This is a genomic window from Comamonas trifloxystrobinivorans (genome assembly GCF_043359985.1).
GTDB lineage: Bacteria > Pseudomonadota > Gammaproteobacteria > Burkholderiales > Burkholderiaceae_C > Comamonas > Comamonas trifloxystrobinivorans.
On the sequence record NZ_JBHZGV010000006.1, the window covers coordinates 207,153 to 226,475 of the forward strand.

18 protein-coding genes are annotated in these 19,323 nt (G+C 63.3%); 14 read left to right on the top strand and 4 right to left on the bottom strand.

All coding sequences use genetic code 11. The features are described from left to right. The first annotated feature begins 1 nt into the window (after position 1). Both ACFIQF_RS08815 and ACFIQF_RS08820 read left to right on the top strand, forming a co-directional pair. Complete coding sequence (locus ACFIQF_RS08815) at positions 2-460, top strand: acyl-CoA thioesterase (RefSeq protein ID WP_393942012.1); 459 nt, start codon at positions 2-4, stop codon at positions 458-460. Between the two features lie 14 nt (positions 461-474). Further along, a complete protein-coding gene (locus ACFIQF_RS08820) occupies positions 475-867 on the top strand; it encodes a RidA family protein (protein ID WP_393942014.1) in 393 nt (130 codons plus the stop codon). Positions 868-948: 81 nt separating this feature from the next. Here ACFIQF_RS08820 and ACFIQF_RS08825 read toward each other — a convergent pair whose 3' ends face one another. Further along, entirely contained in the window at positions 949-1,944 is a 996-nt protein-coding gene (locus ACFIQF_RS08825) for a helix-turn-helix domain-containing protein (RefSeq protein ID WP_393942015.1), read from the bottom strand. A gap of 198 nt (positions 1,945-2,142) precedes the next feature. Here ACFIQF_RS08825 and eat point away from each other — a divergent pair, with 198 nt between their 5' ends. From eat to ACFIQF_RS08845, 4 genes are all read left to right on the top strand, one after another. Further along, positions 2,143-3,546 carry an ethanolamine permease gene (gene eat / locus ACFIQF_RS08830; RefSeq protein ID WP_393942017.1) on the top strand — a complete coding sequence of 468 codons (1,404 nt, stop codon included), beginning with the start codon at positions 2,143-2,145 and terminating at the stop codon, positions 3,544-3,546. A gap of 27 nt (positions 3,547-3,573) precedes the next feature. Beyond that, on the top strand, positions 3,574-4,962 hold the full coding sequence (locus ACFIQF_RS08835; RefSeq protein ID WP_393942018.1) for an ethanolamine ammonia-lyase subunit EutB: 1,389 nt from the start codon (positions 3,574-3,576) through the stop codon (positions 4,960-4,962). A gap of 14 nt (positions 4,963-4,976) precedes the next feature. Continuing rightward, the gene (gene eutC, locus ACFIQF_RS08840) at positions 4,977-5,807 is read left to right on the top strand and encodes an ethanolamine ammonia-lyase subunit EutC (RefSeq protein ID WP_393942020.1); all 831 of its coding nucleotides are present in this window, start codon (positions 4,977-4,979) and stop codon (positions 5,805-5,807) included. A gap of 73 nt (positions 5,808-5,880) precedes the next feature. Further along, a complete protein-coding gene (locus ACFIQF_RS08845; RefSeq protein WP_393942021.1) occupies positions 5,881-7,167 on the top strand; it encodes an HAD family hydrolase in 1,287 nt (428 codons plus the stop codon). An 88-nt stretch (positions 7,168-7,255) separates the two neighbouring features. On the opposite strand, the gene ACFIQF_RS08850 is transcribed toward ACFIQF_RS08845, so the two are convergent. Genes ACFIQF_RS08850 through ACFIQF_RS08860 form a run of 3 tightly spaced genes read right to left on the bottom strand, consistent with a single transcriptional unit; the run spans position 7,256 to position 11,008 of the window. Next, positions 7,256-8,443: a phospholipase A gene (locus tag ACFIQF_RS08850; protein WP_393942023.1), complete on the bottom strand. Its 1,188-nt coding sequence runs from the start codon at positions 8,441-8,443 to the stop codon at positions 7,256-7,258. Between the two features lie 48 nt (positions 8,444-8,491). Then, the gene (locus ACFIQF_RS08855) at positions 8,492-8,917 is read right to left on the bottom strand and encodes a polymer-forming cytoskeletal protein (protein ID WP_393942024.1); all 426 of its coding nucleotides are present in this window, start codon (positions 8,915-8,917) and stop codon (positions 8,492-8,494) included. Positions 8,918-8,929: 12 nt separating this feature from the next. Then, positions 8,930-11,008 (bottom strand): ATP-dependent helicase, encoded by a 2,079-nt coding sequence (locus ACFIQF_RS08860; protein ID WP_393942025.1) that lies wholly within the window; start codon positions 11,006-11,008, stop codon positions 8,930-8,932. 269 nt (positions 11,009-11,277) lie between these two features. Between ACFIQF_RS08860 and ACFIQF_RS08865 the strand changes: the two genes are divergently transcribed. The 8 genes from ACFIQF_RS08865 to ACFIQF_RS08900 all read left to right on the top strand — a co-directional run bounded on the left by ACFIQF_RS08865 (position 11,278) and on the right by ACFIQF_RS08900 (position 19,310). Continuing rightward, positions 11,278-11,985, top strand: coding sequence for a hypothetical protein (locus ACFIQF_RS08865; RefSeq protein ID WP_393942026.1), 708 nt, complete (start codon positions 11,278-11,280; stop codon positions 11,983-11,985). Further along, positions 11,982-12,554, top strand: a complete 573-nt coding sequence (locus tag ACFIQF_RS08870; RefSeq protein WP_393942028.1) for a GTP-binding protein — start codon at positions 11,982-11,984, stop codon at positions 12,552-12,554. The genes ACFIQF_RS08865 and ACFIQF_RS08870 overlap by 4 nt, the downstream gene beginning before the upstream one ends. Further along, the gene (locus ACFIQF_RS08875; RefSeq protein ID WP_393942030.1) at positions 12,551-12,949 is read left to right on the top strand and encodes a roadblock/LC7 domain-containing protein; all 399 of its coding nucleotides are present in this window, start codon (positions 12,551-12,553) and stop codon (positions 12,947-12,949) included. Before ACFIQF_RS08870 ends, ACFIQF_RS08875 begins: the two co-directional genes overlap by 4 nt. A 125-nt stretch (positions 12,950-13,074) precedes the next feature. Beyond that, positions 13,075-13,434: a hypothetical protein gene (locus ACFIQF_RS08880; protein ID WP_393942032.1), complete on the top strand. Its 360-nt coding sequence runs from the start codon at positions 13,075-13,077 to the stop codon at positions 13,432-13,434. Between the two features lie 149 nt (positions 13,435-13,583). Further along, complete coding sequence (locus ACFIQF_RS08885) at positions 13,584-14,546, top strand: AEC family transporter (RefSeq protein ID WP_393942034.1); 963 nt, start codon at positions 13,584-13,586, stop codon at positions 14,544-14,546. Positions 14,547-14,761: 215 nt separating this feature from the next. Further along, a complete protein-coding gene (locus ACFIQF_RS08890) occupies positions 14,762-16,528 on the top strand; it encodes a PHA/PHB synthase family protein (RefSeq protein WP_393942036.1) in 1,767 nt (588 codons plus the stop codon). Positions 16,529-16,648: 120 nt separating this feature from the next. Further along, positions 16,649-18,091 (top strand): bifunctional enoyl-CoA hydratase/phosphate acetyltransferase, encoded by a 1,443-nt coding sequence (locus tag ACFIQF_RS08895; protein WP_393942038.1) that lies wholly within the window; start codon positions 16,649-16,651, stop codon positions 18,089-18,091. Between the two features lie 28 nt (positions 18,092-18,119). Beyond that, positions 18,120-19,310: an acetate/propionate family kinase gene (locus tag ACFIQF_RS08900; RefSeq protein ID WP_393942040.1), complete on the top strand. Its 1,191-nt coding sequence runs from the start codon at positions 18,120-18,122 to the stop codon at positions 19,308-19,310. Positions 19,311-19,323: the final 13 nt, after the last annotated feature.

The following is a 19,323-nucleotide window of genomic DNA, read 5'->3' on the forward strand; positions in this document are numbered from 1 at the left end:
CATGCAAGAAGCACAAGACAAGACGAGCCCGCGCTGGTTCAGCACGCAAATGCCGATCCGCTTTGCGCACTGTGATCTGGCAGGCATCGTGTTTTTTCCGCAGTATCTGGTGCTCTTCAACGGCTTGGTGGAAGACTGGTTCAACCACGGCCTGGGCTACGGTTATGGCCGCATGCTGCAGCAAGAGCGCGTGGGCCTGCCTATCGTGCACCTGGATTGCGATTTCAAGGCCATTGGCCGCATGGGTGAGGTGCTGCAGCTGCGCCTGGCGGTCGAGCATTTGGGCAGCCGCTCTTTGCGCTTGCGCGTAGAGGCGCTGGGCGCCGATGGCGAGTTGAAGGTTTCGGCCCACAAAGTTTTGGTTTTTACCAGCCTGGACACGCACCAGGCAATTGCTGCGCCAGCGGCTTTGCGCAGCAGCATCGAGCAATGGATGGGCACTGGGCCCACGGTTTTTTGAGGAAAGGAAGCGCAATGCAAGTTCTACTGCCACCGGGATGGCCCCGCCCCAAAGGCTATGCCAACGGGGTGACTGCCAAAGGGCGCATGGTGTTTGTGGCCGGCATGATCGGCTGGGACGCTCAGGGCGTATTCCACACCGACGATCTGGCCGGCCAGGTGCGCCAGGCGCTGCAAAACATTGTCGAGGTGCTCGCCGCGGGCGACGCCAAACCTGAGCACATTGTGCGCATGACCTGGTACGTGACCGACCGCAAAGCCTATGAAGCGGCTTACCCGGAAATCGGCAAGGCTTTCCGCGAGCTGATCGGCTCGTTCAACGCCGCGATGACAGCGGTGGAAGTGGCCGCGCTGATCGAAGACCGCGCCAAGGTGGAGATCGAGGTGACAGCTGTGGTGCCGGACTGAGCCTTTGGTTGCTGAGTACACAGGCTCAAAAAACAGGGCGCTGCCGTGGCAGCGCCCTGTTACGTTTTGCGCTGAGCGGCGTCAGTGAAAGCGCTTGGCGGTTTGCGAGGGCAGCTCGCCAAACAGCGCCTTGTACTCTTGTGAGAAGCGCCCAAAATGCCAAAAGCCCCAGGCGGCTGCCGCGTCTGACACGCTGCTGCTTTGCTTGATGGCGCGGCGCGCACCATTCAAGCGGACAGCGCGCAAATAGTTTTGCGGCGAGATGCCCAGCACCTCCTGGAAAGAATATTGCAGCGCTCGGCGGCTCACCGCCAGCTCCTTGCACAGGCTCTCTACCGTTGCCGAGCCATCGGCGCCGCTGCCCACCACCTGGTCGCGGGCCATGCTGACGATGTTGGCGCGACGCTGGTAGCAGAGCGATTCCTGTACATCGCTGCCCAGGCCATCGAGCAGCACCGAGGCCACGCCCGAGAGCAGATCGTGCACCATATTGGCCACCGGGCCTTCTTGCAGGCCTGCTTCGGGCAGGCGCGCCATGGTCTCCTGGGCATCGGCCAGCAAGATCGGCAGGCGCTTTTTCTCGTGTGCGCTCACCGTGCGCAGATGCGGCTTTTCCAGCTGCGCCAGCAGCGCGTCGTACTCGCCGGGCGTGAAACAGCTGTGCAGGCTGTGGGCGTCCACCACGAAGTTGAGAATTTTCAGCCCGCCGGGGGAGACAAATTCAAACGGTGTCTCGCCCGAGAACACGATCGCATGCTCCAGGCTGCAAGCCTGGTTGCAGAACATGGTGTTGCCCTGCAGCTCCAGCGGCAGGCCGACGGCGACCTGGCCTTTGCCAAGCTCACCGGTCTGGTGCAGGGCCTGGTTGGTAAATTCTTGTAACGCCAGAATTGGCCCCAGGCTCAGGGTTTGGACGCTGCCCTGAAATGGCCCGGAGGAAATCTGCTCGTAATTCTGGTTCCAGCCCTGCAGCAAGGCTGCTTGTTCGTCGACATCGCAGGTCTGGGCCACCTGCAGGCGCGCGCCAAGCCCGCTGGCAGCAGCGGAACTGAAGAGGGACGTGGCTTCTAGGGTCATACGGCGTTCCCGGTGGAGGGTGGGCAGGCGCTGGTGGCGCGATGTTGCCATGGTCAGCCAAAGGCCAGGCAGGGTCAATGCAGCATTCTCCCCATCGAAATTTGCCGAAAGTGGATAGAGCGCTATCGCATTTATCGCGACGATGAATGCAAGCGATCTTATTTCAGGTCTTATTCATCCACTCTATGTGAGGCTGCTATGGCAAATGAAACCAGTGTCTCCGGAACCGGCCAGGCGGTCGGTGCTGATTATTTTGACCAGCGGCAGCTCAAGCGCGGCGCGGCCGGCTGGTTGCTGCTGGTCGGTCTGGGCATCGCCTATGTGATCTCCGGTGATTTCGCCGGCTGGAACTTCGGCCTCAAAACCGGCGGTTGGGGCGGTCTGATGATCGCCTCCGGCCTCATGGCCACCATGTACACCTGCATGTGTTTTGCCCTGGCAGAACTGGCCACGATTGCGCCCACCGCCGGTGGCGGTTACGGCTTTGCCCGGCGCGCTTTCGGGCCCTGGGGCGGGTTTTTGTGTGGCGTGGCGATCTTGATCGAATATGCGATTGCGCCGGCGGCGATTGCGGTGTTCATCGGCGCGTATTGCCAGTCGCTGTTCGGTATCGACGGCTGGATGGTCTACCTCGGCTTTTACGCGGTGTTTCTGGGCATCCACATCTACGGCGCAGGCGAGGCCTTGCGTCTGATCTTTGCCGTGACCGCGCTGGCGGTGGTGGCCCTGGTGGTGTTCATCGTGGCCATGGTGCCGCATTTCCAGGTGCAAAACCTGTTCGACATTGCGCCTACCAATGCCTGGGGCGCCAGCTCTTTCCTGCCGTTCGGCTATATCGGCATCTGGGCTTGCATTCCTTATGGCATCTGGTTTTTCCTGGCGGTGGAAGGCGTGCCGCTGGCCGCTGAAGAGGCCAGCGACCCCAAGCGCGATCTGCCGCGCGGCCTGATTGGCGCCATCTTGGCGCTGGTGCTGTTCTGCGGCCTGATTCTGGTGCTGGCACCGGGCGGTGCGGGCGCTGCGGCGCTGATGAATTCGGGCAATCCGCTGGTGGAAGCGCTGGAGTCGAGCAAGGTGTTTGGCGGCCCCAACTGGATCAGCCGCTTCGTCAACTTTGTCGGGCTCGCCGGTTTGATTGCCAGCTTTTTCTCGATCATCTACGGCTACTCGCGCCTGGTGTTCGCCATGTCGCGCTCGGGCTATCTGCCGCGTTCGCTGTCGCTGACCACCCAGCGCAAGACGCCGTTTCTCGCGCTGCTGGTGCCCGGCATCATCGGCTTTGCGCTGTCGCTCACCGGCCAAGGCGATCTGCTGATTCTGGTGGCCGTGTTTGGTGCCACGCTCTCCTACGTGATGATGATGGCCTCACACATCTGGCTGCGCATCAAAGAGCCGAATCTGCCGCGCGCTTATCGCACGCCCGGCGGTGTGGTGACATCGGGCATTGCCCTGGTGCTGGCTTGCATTGCGGTGGTGGCGGGCTTTCTGGTTGATCCTCGGGTGCTGGTGGGCGCGCTTATTGTCTACGCCATCTTCGTGGCCTACTTTGCGTTCTACAGCCGCCACCACCTGGTGGCCGACGCGCCCGGCGAGACCGATTGACACGCCTGACCGAGTTTCGAGGAAAGCATGAGTTACTCCCATATTGCAGGCGGCGAACGCCACCAGTTTGCATCGTTGCGCGAGGTGATGGCCAAGGCCACGCCAGCGCGCTCGGGCGACTGCCTGGCCGGCGTGGCTGCCGCCAACGACGAAGAGCGCGTAGCTGCGCAGATGGCTTTGGCCGATGTGCCGCTGAAGCGTTTTTTGAGCGAGGCGCTGGTGCCTTACGAGTCGGACGAAGTCACGCGGCTCATCATCGACGAGCATGACGCCAAGGCCTTTGCGTCGGTAGCGCATCTGACGGTGGGCGGCTTTCGCGACTGGCTGCTGTCCGATGCGGCGACCGAAGCCAGCCTGGCGGCGCTGGCCGCCGGTTTGACGCCGGAGATGGTGGCCGCCGTCTCCAAAATCTGCCGCAACCAGGACCTGATCCTGATTGCGCAGAAATGCCGGGTGGTGACGCGCTTTCGCAGCACGGTCGGGCTCAAAGGCCGCATGTCCACACGCTTGCAGCCCAACCACCCGACCGATGACCCGACCGGCATTGCTGCGAGCCTGGTCGACGGGCTGATGTACGGCAATGGCGACGCGGTCATTGGTATCAACCCGGCCACGGACAGCATCGCGGCGGTGACCACCTTGATCCACATGCTCGACGAGGTGATCCAGCAGTACAACATTCCCACCCAGTCTTGCGTGCTCACCCATGTGACCACCAGCATCGAGGCCATTCGGCGCGGCGCGCCGGTGGACCTGGTGTTCCAGTCGATCGCAGGTACGCAGGCCGCCAACCGCAGCTTTGGCGTGGATTTGGCGGTGCTGCAAGAAGGCTACGACGCTGCGCAAAGCTTGGCCCGCGGCAGTGTAGGCAACAACGCCATGTACTTTGAAACCGGGCAGGGCAGCGCGCTGTCGGCCGGGGCCAACCACGGGCTCGACCAGCAGACCTGCGAGGCCCGCGCCTATGCGGTGGCGCGCAAGTTCAAGCCGCTGCTGGTGAACACGGTGGTGGGCTTTATCGGGCCCGAGTATTTGTACGACGGCAAGCAGATCATCCGCGCCGGTTTGGAAGACCATTTCTGCGGCAAGCTGCTGGGCCTGCCGATGGGCTGCGATGTTTGCTACACCAACCACGCCGAGGCCGATCAGAACGACATGGATGTGCTGCTGACGCTGTTTGGCGTGGCGGGGATCAATTTCATCATGGGTATTCCGGGCTCGGACGACATCATGCTGAACTACCAGACCACGTCCTTCCACGATGCGCTCTATGTGCGCAAGGTGCTGGGGCTGCGGCCTACACCCGAGTTCGAAGCCTGGCTGCACGGCATGGGCATTGTCGAAGCCGGGCCTGAGCTCCGTCTGGCACCGGGCTTGCCGGCGCCGTTTCAGCGCGCTTTGGCGCAACTGGCCTGAGAGCGGAGGGCAGCATGGCATCTGATTTGAACGATTCCACCACCGCCGCTACCACCTCTGCGGTGACGCCCAATCCCTGGGAAAAGCTGCGCCAGTTCACGGCAGCGCGTATTGCGCTGGGGCGGGCCGGCACCAGCATGCCGACGCAGCCGCAATTGGCTTTTGCCCAGGCCCATGCGCAAGCGCGCGTAGCGGTGCACCGCGAAGTGGATTTTGACGCGCTGGAGCGCGAGCTGCAGGCTTTGGGCGCGGTAGTGCGCTTGCATAGCGCAGCGCACGACCGCCCCACGTATTTGCAACGCCCGGACCTGGGCCGGCGCTTGAGCGAAGACTCCCAAGCGCTGTTGCAACAGCAAGCGGCAGACTCGCCCGATGTGGTGTTTGTGATTGCCGATGGCCTGTCTTCGTTGGCGATTGAGCGCAATGCGCAGGCGTTTTTGCAGCGCCTGTTACCTGCCATTGAAAAAGACTGGCGCGTGGGCCCGCTGGTGCTGGTGAAGAACGCCCGCGTGGCCGTGGGCGACGAGGTGGGGGCCGCGCTGGACGCCGCCTTGGTGGTGGTGCTGGTGGGCGAGCGGCCGGGCCTGAGCTCGCCCGACAGCATGGGCATCTACCTCACCTGGAGCCCGCGCGTGGGCCTCACCGACGAGTCGCGCAACTGCATCTCCAACGTGCGCCTGGAAGGCATGTCTTATGCGCAAGCGGTGCACAAGCTGCGCTATCTGATGGAGCAGGCGCGCGAGCGCCAGCTCTCGGGTGTGCGGCTCAAGGACGAATCCGATGCGCTGATCACCTCGCAAGAGGCGCCGGCGCGGGCCTTTCTGGTCAGCGCGCCACCGCCCTGAGCACGTCTCAGCCCCTGGAGTGTTTTTTCCTGGTTTCTGTTTTCCCCTCACCCACCCTTGCAAAGGAAGCATCATGGATAGACGTGTTTTTCTCTCCACCGCCGTGTCCAGCGCTCTGCTGGCAACGGGCTGCGCCAGTACCGCCACGGGCAGCAGCTCGGCCTCGTCATCGGGCGCCATGCCGCTGGGCAACTGGGACCTGTTCAACCATGGCCAGCTCCAGCAGATGATTGCTGGCCTGGGCAAGGCATCGAAGGACTACCGCGCCGACAAACCGCCATATGTGGTGTTCGACTGGGACAACACCAGCATCTTTCTCGACATCCAGGAGGCCTTGCTGGTGTACCAGCTGCAGCAGCTGGCCTTTGGCGCCACGCCCGAGCAGCTGAACAAGGCCTTGCGCATGAACATACCTGGCAAGGCGTTCAACAAGGAGTTCAACAACGCGGCGGGCCAGCCCGTGGCGATCGATGCCATCGCCACCGACATCGTCGCCAGTTACACCTGGCTGTACGGCCAGTACTCGGGGCTCAAGGGCAGCAAATCGCTGCAAGAAGTGCAGGGCTCGGAGCACTACCAGGCCTTTATCACCAAGCTGCGTTATTTGTACGAAGCGATTGGCGGTACCTTCGACCATGACACCTCGTATCCGTGGGTCACCTATCTGAGCACCGGTCTGACTGAGCAGCAGGTGCGCAAGCTGACGGCCGAGACTGTGCGCTGGCAGCTCAAGCAGCCGATCGAAGCGGTCAAGTGGACTTCGCCGGCCAGCTTGCCGGGCCAGGCCGGCGTGGTGTCGGTGAGTTGGAAGAACGGCCTGCGCCTGGTGCCCGAGATGCAGGGGCTGTACGCCAGCTTCCGTAACGCCGGCTGGGACGTGTGGATTTGCTCGGCATCGTTTGTCGACGTCATCAAGGAGATCTCATCGAACCCCGAATTCGGCTACGGCCACCGCGATGACCGCGTGCTGGCCATGGAGCTGGAGCGCAACGCCCAAGGCCAGCTGCAGGCCGAGTTCCGCCGCGGCTACGACCAGACCCAGGGCCCGGGCAAAACCGCGTCGATCAAGCGCTTCCTGGTCAGCAAGTACGGCTACGGCCCGTCCTTTATTGCCGGCGACAGCGAAGGCGACCAGAACATGATGGTGGACTTTCCCTCGCTGCGCAAAGTGCTCATCATCAACCGCCTGCGCGCGCCTGACACCATCATCGGCAAGCTGTCGATCAAGGCGGTGGAGACGTACCAAAAGCCGGACAGCGTGTACCTGCTGCAGGGCCGCAATGACAATACGGGGCAGTTGATGCCGATGCAAAAATCGATCCCGTTGGGCAAGAAGGATGCAGTGGCACTGAAGTCCTGATAGCCAACCCGAAGCCCATAAAAAAACTCGCAGTGCGTGACAGCGCTGCGAGTTTTTTGCCCTGCGCAGTGCGCGCAGGCTCAACCGATCAGAAATCCAGCAGGCTGAAGCCGACGGAGACCACGGTGCGCTTCTTGTTGTAGTCGATCAGGCTGTCGCCATAACCGTGGAACAGCTGGGCATGCAGGCGCAGGTTGCTCTTGCCGCCCATCCAGCCGTCGCCGAGTGTGCGCATCCATTCGATGCGGCCCGAGCCCTTGCCGTGGCCGTTGAGTGAGCCGCGCGCGGTCAGGCCCAGCCAGTGGGCCTGGTTCACGTTCCAGCCGAGCTTGAGCTCGCCGCGGCCGATGTAGTTTTCGATGCTGGGGTTGTTGTCCTCGTTGGCGCCTTCGCTCATGCGCTTCCAGAGCTTGGCCTGCACTTGCCAACGGTTGTCCAGCTCCAGGCCGGTCATCAGGTAGTAGCGGTTCCAGCTGCGCGAGAGCGGGTCGCTCTGGCCGTTGGATTGGTGCACCAGGCCCACGCCCGAATAGCGCCAGCGCCAGCCAAAAGGCAGTTGCGCAGTGGTGGGGTAGACGTAGAAGATTTCCGGCTCGTGGTCGGTGGTGCGGAAGGGGCGCGAGAGGTCGGAGTTGAACACCTGCCAGTACGACAGCCCGGTGTAGCCCAGCCACAGCGAGTCGCGCAGGTTGGAGCTGGAGTCGGTCAGCAGGTTTTGCGCCAGCTTGGTACGCACCGACAGCTGAATGCGCATTTCTTGCTTCTGGTAGTCCTGAGCCACCGTGGACGAGTTGTTCGGGTTGCCCGAGCGGGGTTGGGTGTTGACCGAATCACCCGCCGAGATCGACACCGACAGCGGGCGGAAGCCACGGAAGCTGAAGGTGCCGCAGTCGGTGCCAGCTTCCAGCTCCCAAAAGCGCGACATTTCGGTGTAGTCCGCATCGCGGCAACCGCCGATGGCGCTGCTGGTTGGAGTGGCATCGGCCAGGCTGGCGGGCGGCTGCAACTGGGGCTGGCCCGCTGCGGGCAGCGTGGTGTTGACGCTGGCTGCTGCGCTGGTGCCGGTGGCGGCCACGGGCGCTTGCTGGTGCGCCAGCTGGTCATAGCAGGCCAGGCGGGCAGTCGGGTCTTGCTGCATGCGGCACTGGCGCAGGGCTTCGTGCGCGCTTGCTGCGCTGGGCGCGCTGCTCTGGGCCATGGCGGCTGCCGGCCACAGCAGGCTGGCCAGCAGGCCGCTACAAGCCCATTGGACCGGGGAAAAAACGTTGGTGTTCATGGTGTTGGAAGAAGAGGGCGCGGCCGCTGCGGGCCGCGTGGACGCACATTATTGCGACTGTTTGCGCATCACGAAAGGGGTGCTGTTGTCTTTATCATCCAGCCACTCGCCGCGGATTTCGCGTGCGCAGCTGCCGTCCACCACATCGCCAAGCCAGGTGCCGCTGACCTTTTTGCCATCGGCCGATTCTTCCATGGTGAGCTTACCCTGGTTCACGTCGCCCACCACGATGGCCTGGCCCGTCGGGCGCGTGATCGTGCCTTTGACGGTGCCGTTCCACTCGGGGTGTGGGCCCAGCTGCAAGCTGGTGGGCTGGGCCTGGCCGGCCAGGGTGGCTTGCCAGCGGCCAAGCAGCTCGGGCTGCTCCATTTGCTGGGCCGTGGGGCAGGCCGGGCGTGGTTGGGGCGCTGGGGAGCTGGCGCAGGCGCTCAGCAGTGCGGCGCTGGCGGCGATCAGAATGAAAATTTTGGTCATAGGTGTGAAAGGCTAGGCAGTGCCGCTGCCCTGTGTGGCGGCGTCTTGCGCTTTGCGGGCAAATTCTTCGCGCAGCTTGCGCAGTTTCTCGCGCGGGTCTTCGCGGGCGGTGCTTTGGTCCAGGCCCATTTCGGCGATAAAGCGGCTGGGCAGTGCGGCCACCAGCTCACGGCCTTTTTTGCGCCGCTTGGTCCAGCTCACGGCCAGCGAGCGCTGGGCGCGGGTGATGCCCACGTACATCAGGCGGCGCTCTTCCTGCAGGCGCAGCGCGGTGTCTTCGGTGACTTTTTGCTGGCGACCATCGTCGTCGTCCAGTTTGAAAGGGAGCAGCCCTTCGTTGACGCCGATGAGCATGACGTGCGGCCACTCCAGGCCCTTGCTGGCGTGCAAGGTGGAGAGCACCACCATGTCTTGCTCTTTCTCGCGCTCGCTGATGGTGGAGAGCAGCGCAATGGTCTGCGAGACTTCGAGCAGGCTCTTGGCCTCGGCCGTGGTGGTGATGTCGGCGCTGGTCGTGGTCTGGCCGCCGGCGCGCTGGGCCATCCAGTCGCAAAACTCCAGCACATTGGTCCAGCGTGCAGCGGCCACGGTTTCGCTGTCCTCGGCGTCGTACAGGTGCTGCTCGTAGCCGATTTCTTTGAGCCATTCCATCAAGAAGGCCAGCGATTGCTCGGCGCCCCGGGTCTGGCGGGCGCGGTATTCGAGGTCGTTGATATAGCGGCCGAACTCCAGCAGGCTCTCGCGTCCCTTGGCGGGCATGGCGTCTTCGAGCATGTGGTTGAACAGCGCGGCAAACATGCTGCAGCGGTGCGCTTTGGAGAACTCGCCCAGGCGGCCGAGCGTGGTGTGGCCGATGCCGCGTTTGGGGTTGGTGATGGCGCGCAAGAACGCCGGGTCGTCGTCGTTGTTGATCCACAGCCGGAACCAGGCGCAGAGATCGCGGATTTCAGCGCGGTCGAAAAAGCTGGTGCCGCCCGAGACTTTGTAGGGCACGTTTGCTTTGCGCAGCGCTTTCTCGAACGGCTTGGCCATGTGGTTGGCGCGGTAGAGGATGGCGAAATCCTTCCAGTCCGGCGGCGGATTGGCGGCGGCGCGCAGGCCCATGATGCGCGCCACGGCTCGCTCAGCCTCGTGCTCTTCGCTGTCGCTGTCGACAATGCGCACCGGCTCGCCTTCGCCCAGCTCTGAGAACAGGGTTTTGGGGAACAGCTTGGGGTTGGGCTGGATGACGTTGTTGGCGGCGCGCAAGATGGCGCTGGTGGAGCGGTAGTTCTGCTCCAGCTTGATGACCTTGAGCTGCGGGAAATCGACCGGCAGCTTTTTCAGGTTGTCCAGTGTGGCGCCGCGCCAGCCGTAAATGCTCTGGTCGTCGTCGCCCACGGCGGTGAAGTGCGCGCGCTCGCCCACCAGCAGTTTGAGCAACTCGTACTGCGTGGCGTTGGTGTCCTGGTATTCGTCCACCAGCACGTGGCCCAGGTGCTCCTGCCATTTGGCGCGCACCTCGGGGTGGTCGCGCAGCAGGCGCAGCGGCATGCCGATCAGGTCGTCAAAGTCCACGCTCTGGTAGGCGGTCAGGCGCTCTTCGTAGCGCTGCATGATGACGGCGATGGCGCGCTCGTTGTCGTCCGCAGCCTGGGCCAGGGCGGCCTTGTAATCCAGGCCCATGTTCTTCCATTTGCTGATGGTCCACTGCCACTGGCGGGCGGTGGCGGCATCGGCCGTGCCGCCGGCCGCGTCTTTGAGGATGCCGACCACATCGTCGCTGTCAAGAATGCTGAACTGCGGCTTGAGGCCGAGTACATGGCCGTCTTCGCGCACCATCTTCACGCCCAGTGCGTGGAAGGTGCAGATCAGCACGTCCTTGGCGGCGCGGCCGATCAGGCCTTTGGCGCGCTCGCGCATTTCAGCGGCGGCCTTGTTGGTGAAAGTGATGGCGGCAATCTTGCGCGGCGCGAGGCCCGTTTCGATCAGCCGGGCGATCTTGTGCGTGATGACACGGGTCTTGCCCGAGCCCGCACCGGCCAGCACCAGACACGGCCCTTGCGTGTAGTGCACTGCTTGGAGTTGGGCGAGATTGAGGCCGGCAGCCATGGGGCAAACACCTTCGACGAAGAAAAAAGCAAAGCCCACAAGAATAGCCGCAAGCGCTGCCTGCTGCAGCCGCGTGGCTTTGTAGAAGTAAAATTGTTACAAAAAGTGCACGTTCTATCGTATCGATTGTCAACCAATGTTGGTAAATCGGCGACAGCGGTCGGAAAGGCTTGCAGGGAACTGACAAGCTTCTAGAATTCCCCATAGCGCCCACTCATATCTGAGTCGGTGTCTTATAAATTTTATCTATAACAGGCTGGTAATCTCTCATGCTCACTGCCGGTATATCCGCAGAATTGCTCACGCCCAGTGTTCGGCATCGCTTTGTGCAGCTGTTCGGCGTGGCAGCGCGTAAATCGGTGCTGTCGTGGAAAGAAGTGCCGCGTGACCGATCGCAGCTGCTGATGATCGACCAGGGCATGGCCGATGCGATTTCCTCGCTGGGCTCTACGCCCTGCGTCATTGCGGTGGGCAATGTCGGCAGCAGCCTGTTGGCCAACGCCTCATGGGTGGGCCGGCTCGAAGTGGGTTATACGCTGGGCGATCTGATCGATGTACTCGACCGCGCCGCCGTTTTCCTGCTCGATTGGGAAGCGCGCCAAAAGGTAATGGCGGCCCGCGCGCCCGCGCCAGTTGCCGAGCCCCAGGCGGGCGCAGCGGCCAAACAGGAATTCCTCTACCAGCTCAAGGCCTGGGTGTCGATGGGTGCGCCGTTCAATAACGGCGCCTGCATCCGGGCGTTGGCTTTGCTCTCGCGCGAGCCGGTGTCGCTGGGCCAGTTGTGTACGCACAGCGGCCTGGATGTCAACACGGCGCGTAGCTTGCTGGTCGAGCTGGGCAACCGCGGTGTGCTGCGTGGCGTAGCCAAGCAAAATCAGCGTCCGGCAGCCTCCGCAAGCACCCGCCAGCCAGTACACTCCAGTGGATTATTAGGCCGACTGGGCCGGTGGATTCGCGGAGGAGGAAAGGCGTCATGACTCAGGAGATGGACTGGGAAGCGCAGCAAAAGCTGTCGCTGCCGCGTATCGCTTTGTGCGGGCCCATGGGCATCGGCAAAACCACCGCAGTGCGTTCACTGTGTGGCGAGCTGATGTCCAACTCTGACGTGCGCAACCTTGACCGCGCCACGCACGCCAAAGATTTCACCACCGTCGGCACCGAGTTCGGTGAAATCGACCTGGGCGGCGGCGAGCGCGTGCAGATCTGCGGCTGCCCGGGGCAGGAGCGCTTCAGCTTTGTGCGCCAGTGGGTGTTGTCGGTGTCGATGGGCGTGTTCATCATGGCCGATATGAACGACCCCAAGGCCCTCGATGAGACCACGCATATCCTGGCCGAAATCAGCCGCCTGGAGACCGCGCCTGTCACCCTGATTTTGAGCGCGCGTGACGCCAACGCTACACAAATTGAAACATTCGCGCAAGGCGTGTATTCTGCGGGCTACGGCGTTGTGCCGATCCTGCAGGCCGATCCGCGCAACCGCGATCAGTTGCTGGAAGTAATGAGTGTGCTAGTTTCCATGCTGTCCCTGCAAAGCGAGAATTCATGACCGCATCTCAACCCATGATCCCTGCCCAGGTGGTAACGGCAGGCCAGCAGGCGCTGGAAAAACTGATTGGTCCGGTAGACGGCGTGCGTGTGGCTTTGCTCAGCACCCCCGATGGTTTCGAGATCGCTTCGCTGCGCACCAATAGCGAGCTGCAGCTTAACCGCCTCTCGGCCATGGCAGGCTCGCTGATGGCCATGGCCCGCGCCGTGGGCCGCGAAATCAACCACGCCGGCTGCAAGCGCCTGACCTTCGAGACCGACAGCGGCGTCGTGGTGTTTCAGATGGTCACCTCCGAATTTCCCTGCATTTTGTGCATGGTGCTCGACACCAGCGCCGTCCTGGGCCGCGTGCTCTGGGCGGCGGCCGAAGTGGGCACCGAGATGAACAAGGCCTGAGGCCACGCTGGCCCGGCGCGCCGGGCCGAAAACTGTTTTTCTGCCAGCAAAAGCTGACCCATGCGTAGCATTGGCCGGGTGGGACCAGCAACGACAAACAGCCAGTGTGTGAAGGGGTGAGATTTATGGCATCGGTACAAGACGCTTTGACCCAACTGCTGACCGTTGATGGCGCCATGTGTGCCGCCCTGGTCGACAGTACCAGCGGCATGCTGCTGGGCAGCGCCGGCTCCGGGCTCGATCTGGAGCTGGCCGCCGCGGGCAACACCGAGGTGGTGCGCGCCAAGCTCAAGACCATGAAGTCGCTGGGTCTGAATGACTCGATCGACGACATCCTGATCACGCTGGGCTCGCAATACCACATCATCCGCCCGATGGCGCAAAAAGAAGGCCTGTTCCTCTACCTGGTGCTCGACAAGCAGCGCAGCAACCTAGCACTGTCGCGCCGCAAATGCGCGGAAGTGGAGAAGCTGGTCACGATCTGAGCGGCCACGCGCCACACGATCAACCCCAAACCTGCCGGTGGCGCCCACCAGCAGGTTTTTTTGCGTCTGGCGCCACAAATTAGTGCCTCTGGTCTCGCGCGCAACAGCGCCGGCCGCCGAGCCTGGGCACAAATCGGCACAATACGCCGGTGCTGTCTGTCTTTCTCGTCACCTTTCCATTTTTTGCCCTGGTGCTGTGCGGCTATCTGGCCACGCGACGCGGGGTTTTCCCGCTGTCGGCGATAGCGGGCGTCAACGCCTTTGTGCTGTATTTTGCGCTGCCTTGCATGTTGTTCAAGGCGGGTTCTTCGCTGCCGTTTGAGCAGCTGATGAACGTTCCGGCGCTGCTGCTGTTCATGCTGTGCCAGGTGTTGATGGTGGCCGGCTGCGTATTGGCGGCCCGCAAGAGCGGAATGGATTGGAACAACAGCGCCTTCGGAGCCCTGGTGACCACTTTCCCGAATACCGGCTTCATGGGCTTGCCGCTGCTGGTGGCGCTGCTCGGCGAGGCGGCGGCCGGCCCCAGCATTTTGGCGATGCTGGTGGACATGGTGCTGACCACGTCGCTGTGCTTGGCCTTGTCGCGCCTGGACGGTGCGGCCGGCAATATGCGGCCGGCGCTGGCCAAGGCATTCAAGGGCGTGCTGAGCAACCCGATGCCGTGGTCGATTCTGCTCGGCGCTCTGGCCTCGTTCATGCAGTGGCGCTTGCCGGTTGCCATCGACAAAACCGTGAGCCTGTTGGCCAGCGCGGCAACGCCCGTGGCTTTGTTTGCGGTGGGCGCGGTGCTGGCGCGTTCCAAAATGGTGCAGGCCGAATATGCCAAGCCGTCCAGCTACGTGCCACTGGCGCTGGTCAAACTGTTCGTCCACCCGCTGCTGGTGCTGGGTCTGGGCCACGCCGCCATTGCGCTGGGTCTGCCGGTGGACCCGTTTGCGGTGACGGTGCTCAGCCTGGTGGCAGCGCTGCCAAGCGCCAGCAATGTCACCTTGCTGGCCGAGCGCTATGGCGCGCACAACGGCCGCATTGCCCACATCATTTTGGTGAGCACGGCGCTCGCCTTTGTCAGCTTCTCCGTCGCGGTGCGCTGGCTGACGCAAGCGGGCAGCTGAGAGCGCCAACCCGCTCCGAGCGCGGAAAGTTCCCGCGCCATCGTTCCATGGGCGGCACCAATGTGTCGCAAGCCCAAGTCCTGAGACATTGATTCAAGTCATGCCCGCCATGGGCGCTCAAACCCACAATCGTTTGGGTTGTTGGTTTAGCACTAGGAGCGCATGTGAAAGAACACAAGGATCTTTGGTCCCTTTGGAACCAGACGCAGCGGGGTATGGAAGACACCTGGGACGACCGGGTGCGCGGCAAGCTCAGCCGCAGCATCATGGGCCTGTCGCCCATGGCGCTGAACCTGTCGGCCGCCGACTGGCTCATGCATGTGGCGGCAGCGCCTGGCAAGCGGCGCGAGCTGGCGCGTTATGCCTTGCATTTGAACAACCGGGTGGCGGCCAGCACTTTCAAACAGGAGCAGGCAGTGCAGGACGAAAGCGCGGGCGAGACCGACCGCCGTCTTCGCTCGGCCGGCTGGTCGCAGTGGCCCTATCGCACCATCAAGGAGAGCTTCAAGGCCTCGGAAGAATGGTGGAGCTCGGCCGTGCAGGTGGAGGGCATGACGCGCCACAATCAGCAGATGGTGAATTTTTTCGCCCGCCAGTGGGTCGATGCACTGTGCCCGGCCAACTGGCCTTGGTGCAACCCTGAAGTGCTGGCCAAAGCCCGTGACACCAAGGGCCAGAGCCTGCGCGATGGCCAGAAGTACCTCTGGCAAGACCTGGGCCGGCTGGCGCAGCAGTGGGTGGAGACACCGGTGGAAAAGCTGCCGCCGCTGGAGTTCGAGGTGGGTAAGGACGTGGCCGTCACGCCCGGCAAAGTGGTGTTCCGCAACCACCTGATCGAGCTGATCTGCTACACGCCGAAGACGGCCACCGTGCACCCGGAGCCCGTGCTGATCGTGCCCTCGTGCATCATGAAGTACTACATCCTGGACTTGTCGCCCAAGAACTCGATGGTGCGCTACCTGCTGGAGCAAGGGCACAGCGTCTTCATCGTCTCGTGGCGCAACCCCACCGCCGAAGACCACGCGCTCAAGATTGAAGATTACCTGAGCAGTGGCGTGCTGGCGGCCATGGCGGCCGTGCAGTCGCGCAGTGGCGCCCAGCGCATCCACGCCATGGGTTACTGCCTGGGCGGCACCTATCTGGCCATTGTGGCCGCCACCCTGGGCCGGCTGGCGCGGCAGAAAAAGCGCGAGCGCAGCGAGCAAGAAAAAGCGCTCATCCCCGAGCAATTGCCTGAGCTGGTATCGGTGCTGCTGCTGGCCGCGCAGACCGATTTCACCGAGCCTGGCGAGCTGGGCGTGTTCATCGACGAAGACCAGCTCGCCACCTTGCGCCAGCGCATGCAGCGCAAAGGCTATATGTCGGGGCAGGACATGGGCAGCTCCTTCCAGTTTCTGTCCTCGCGCGAGCAGGTCTGGTCGCGCAGCATGCGCCGCTACTGGCTGGGCGAGCCCGAAGCCGGTTTTGACCTGATGAGCTGGAACTCCGACCAGACGCGCCTGCCTGCCGCCATGCACACCGAGTACCTGAGCTCGATGTTCCTCGAAAACGCCTTGGCCCGTGGCCAGTACCGCTTTGCCGGTGCCGCCGTGGCGCTGATGGATATTGCGGTGCCGCTGATGGTGGTGGCCACCACCAAGGACCACGTGGCGCCTTGGCGCTCGGTCTACCGCATCCACCTGCAAACCAGTGCGCCGGTGACCTTTGTGCTGGCCGCCGGCGGGCATAACGCCGGCATTGTCTCCGAACCCGGCCGCCCGCGGCGCAGCTACCAGATATCGACCGAAACCGATGAACAGGTCTGGACCGATCCCGACGAATGGGCCGCCACCACGCCGGTGGTGCAAGGCTCCTGGTGGGAAGCTATGCACGCATGGTTGAAGCAGCACTCGGGCGAGCGGGTGGCTCCGCCAGCAATCAAACCCGAATACGTGCTGGCAGACGCTCCTGGCGACTATGTGATGGTGCGCTACTCCGATTGAGCGCCTGCCCGCGCCGCTGCAAGCCCGCTCCGGCGTGCGCAGCGGCGCTGTTTTTTCCCCTCTTCTTTTGATTTTTCTGATGTCCTGGGCGGCTGCTGCCAGCCACCAGGCGGAGAACCTATGACCGATCCTCAAAACGCTGGCAACGCCGGCGAATGGCTGGAAAACCTGACCTATGACGAGCTGCAAGTGGGCCAGAGCGCGCGCTTGCTGCGCACCTTGACGGCAGACGATATCCAGGCTTTTGCCGCTGTGACCGGCGATGTCAACCCGGCACACATGAACCCGGCTTACGCGCAAGACACCTTGTTCCACGGCATCATCGCGCACGGCATGTGGAGCGCGGGGCTGATCTCGGCCTTGTTCGGCACCGAATTCCCCGGCCCTGGCACCATCTATCTGGAGCAGCAGTTGCGTTTCAAGCAACCAGTGCGCGTGGGCGATACCTTGACGGTGGTGGCCACCGTGCTCTCCAAGGACGATGCCAAAAAGCGCGTGGAGATGGATTGCAGCGTCACCAACCAGAATGGCGCTCTGGTCTTGCAAGGCGTGGCCAAGCTGTTGCCGCCTGCCAGCAAAGTGCGCCTGCAGCGCACCAAGGCGCCGCTGTTCAAGGTGTTCGACCCTGAGGCACGTCACAACGCACTGTTGGCCAAAAGCAAGGGGCTGGAGGCGCTGCGCTGCGCGGTGGTCCATCCCTGTGATCCCGGCTCTTTGCAAGGCGCCCTGGATGCCGCACGCCAAGGCCTGATCGTGCCGGTGCTGATCGGGCCTGTTGGGCGCATTCGCAAAGTGGCGGAAGAGGCGGGTATCGAGCTTGAGGGCGTGGAGATCATCAGCGTCGAGCACAGCCATGCTGCAGCGGCCAAGGCTGCCGAGCTGGCGGCCAGCCACCAGGTGGAGTTGATGATGAAAGGCAGTTTGCACACCGACGAGTTGCTGCGTGCGGTGCTGGCCGAACCGGCCCTGCGCACCGGGCGGCGTTTGTCGCACGTCTTCCGTTTTGATGTGCCGCTCTACAGCAAACCGCTGCTCATTACCGATGCAGCCATCAACATCAGCCCCAGCCTGAGCGAGAAGGCCGACATTGCGCAAAACGCCATCGACCTGGCGCGGGTGCTGGGCGTGGAGTTGCCCAAAGTGGCCGTGCTGGCGGCGGTGGAAACAGTGGCCGCCAACATGCCTTCCACCTTGGATGCCGCAGCGCTGTGCAAGATGGCCGACCGTGGCCAGATCACGGGCGGCATGCTCGATGGCCCGCTGGCGTTTGACAACGCCATCTCAGCCGAAGCGGCGCGTATCAAAGGCATCCGCTCCGAAGTGGCGGGCGATGCTGATGTCTTGCTGGTGCCCGATCTGGAAAGCGGCAACATGCTGGCCAAGCAGCTGGAGTATCTGGCGGGCGCCAGCGGCTCGGGCGTGGTACTGGGCGCCAGAGTGCCGATCGCGCTCACCAGCCGGGCCGACGGCCCGCGGGCCCGCGTGGCCTCGGCTTTGCTGGCCTTGCTGATGGCGCATGCACGCCGCCGAATCGAAGCCGACAACGCCTGGAAACGCGGCTGACAGCGCAGGCAAGCACAAGGAGAAAACCATGGCCATCTTGGCAATCAATTCCGGCTCGTCGTCGCTCAAATTCTCGCTCCACCCGGTGGCCCAAGGCCAGGTGCAGGCGGAGCTGCTGGCGGGTAATGTGCAAGGGCTGGAGCCCGGCGGCAAGCCGCATATTGGCTGGAAATACCGCGGCCAGAATGTGCAGCAACCGCTGGAAGTGGCGGCTGGGCGCACGCCTTTTGAAGAGGCGTTGGAGCGGCTGCGCGGGCTGGTGCCGATGCTCGACCAATACGCGCCGCTACAAGCCATTGCGCACCGCGTGGTGCACGGCGGTGGCGAGTTCGACCGCAGCGTGCTGGTGGACGACGCCGTGCTGGAGCGGCTGACACAGTTCAACTCGCTCGCACCACTGCACCAGCCGCACAACGTGGAAGGCATTCGTCGCTTTCGCAAGGCGTTCCCGCAATTGCCGCAGGTGGCCTGTTTTGATACAGCCTTCCATGCCAGCATGCCCGAGCTGAACTACGCCTTTGCCTTGCCGCGCGATCTGCGTGAGCAAGGTGTGCGGCGCTATGGCTTCCACGGTCTGTCGTACCAGTACATTCTGTCGGTGCTGCAGGCGCGCAGCCAGCGCGCCAATGGTCGCCTGGTCATGGCGCATCTGGGCAACGGCGCCAGCCTGTGCGCTTGCCAAGCTGGCGCCAGCATTGCCACCACCATGGGTTTCTCGGCACTGGACGGTTTGATGATGGGCACCCGCAGCGGCAGCATTGATGCCGGCGTGCTGCTGTATCTGATGGAACAGGGCTGGAGCCACGCGCAAATAGAGACCTTGCTCTACAAGCAAAGCGGCTTGCTGGGCGTCTCCGGCATCTCGGCCGACATGCGTACTTTGCGTGCGGATGGCAGTGCAGATGCGCAGCGCGCCATCGACCAGTTCACCCACCGCGTAGTGCGCGAAACCGGTGCCTTGGTGGCTTGCCTGCAAGGCTTGGACGTGCTGGCTTTCAGCGGCGGCATTGGCGAGCGCGATGCCATCTTGCGCCAGCAAGCCTGCGAAAAGCTGGCCTGGCTGGGCGTGCAGATCGATGCCGAGCGCAACCGCCGCGCTGATGGCCGCGAGCCCTGTGCTGTGCATGCCGAAGGCAGTGCGGTAGAAATCTGGGTGGTGCCTACCGATGAAGGGCGGGTGGCGGCCCGCGAAACGGTGGCGCTGCTGCAGTTGCAGTAACGCCTCGGCATTG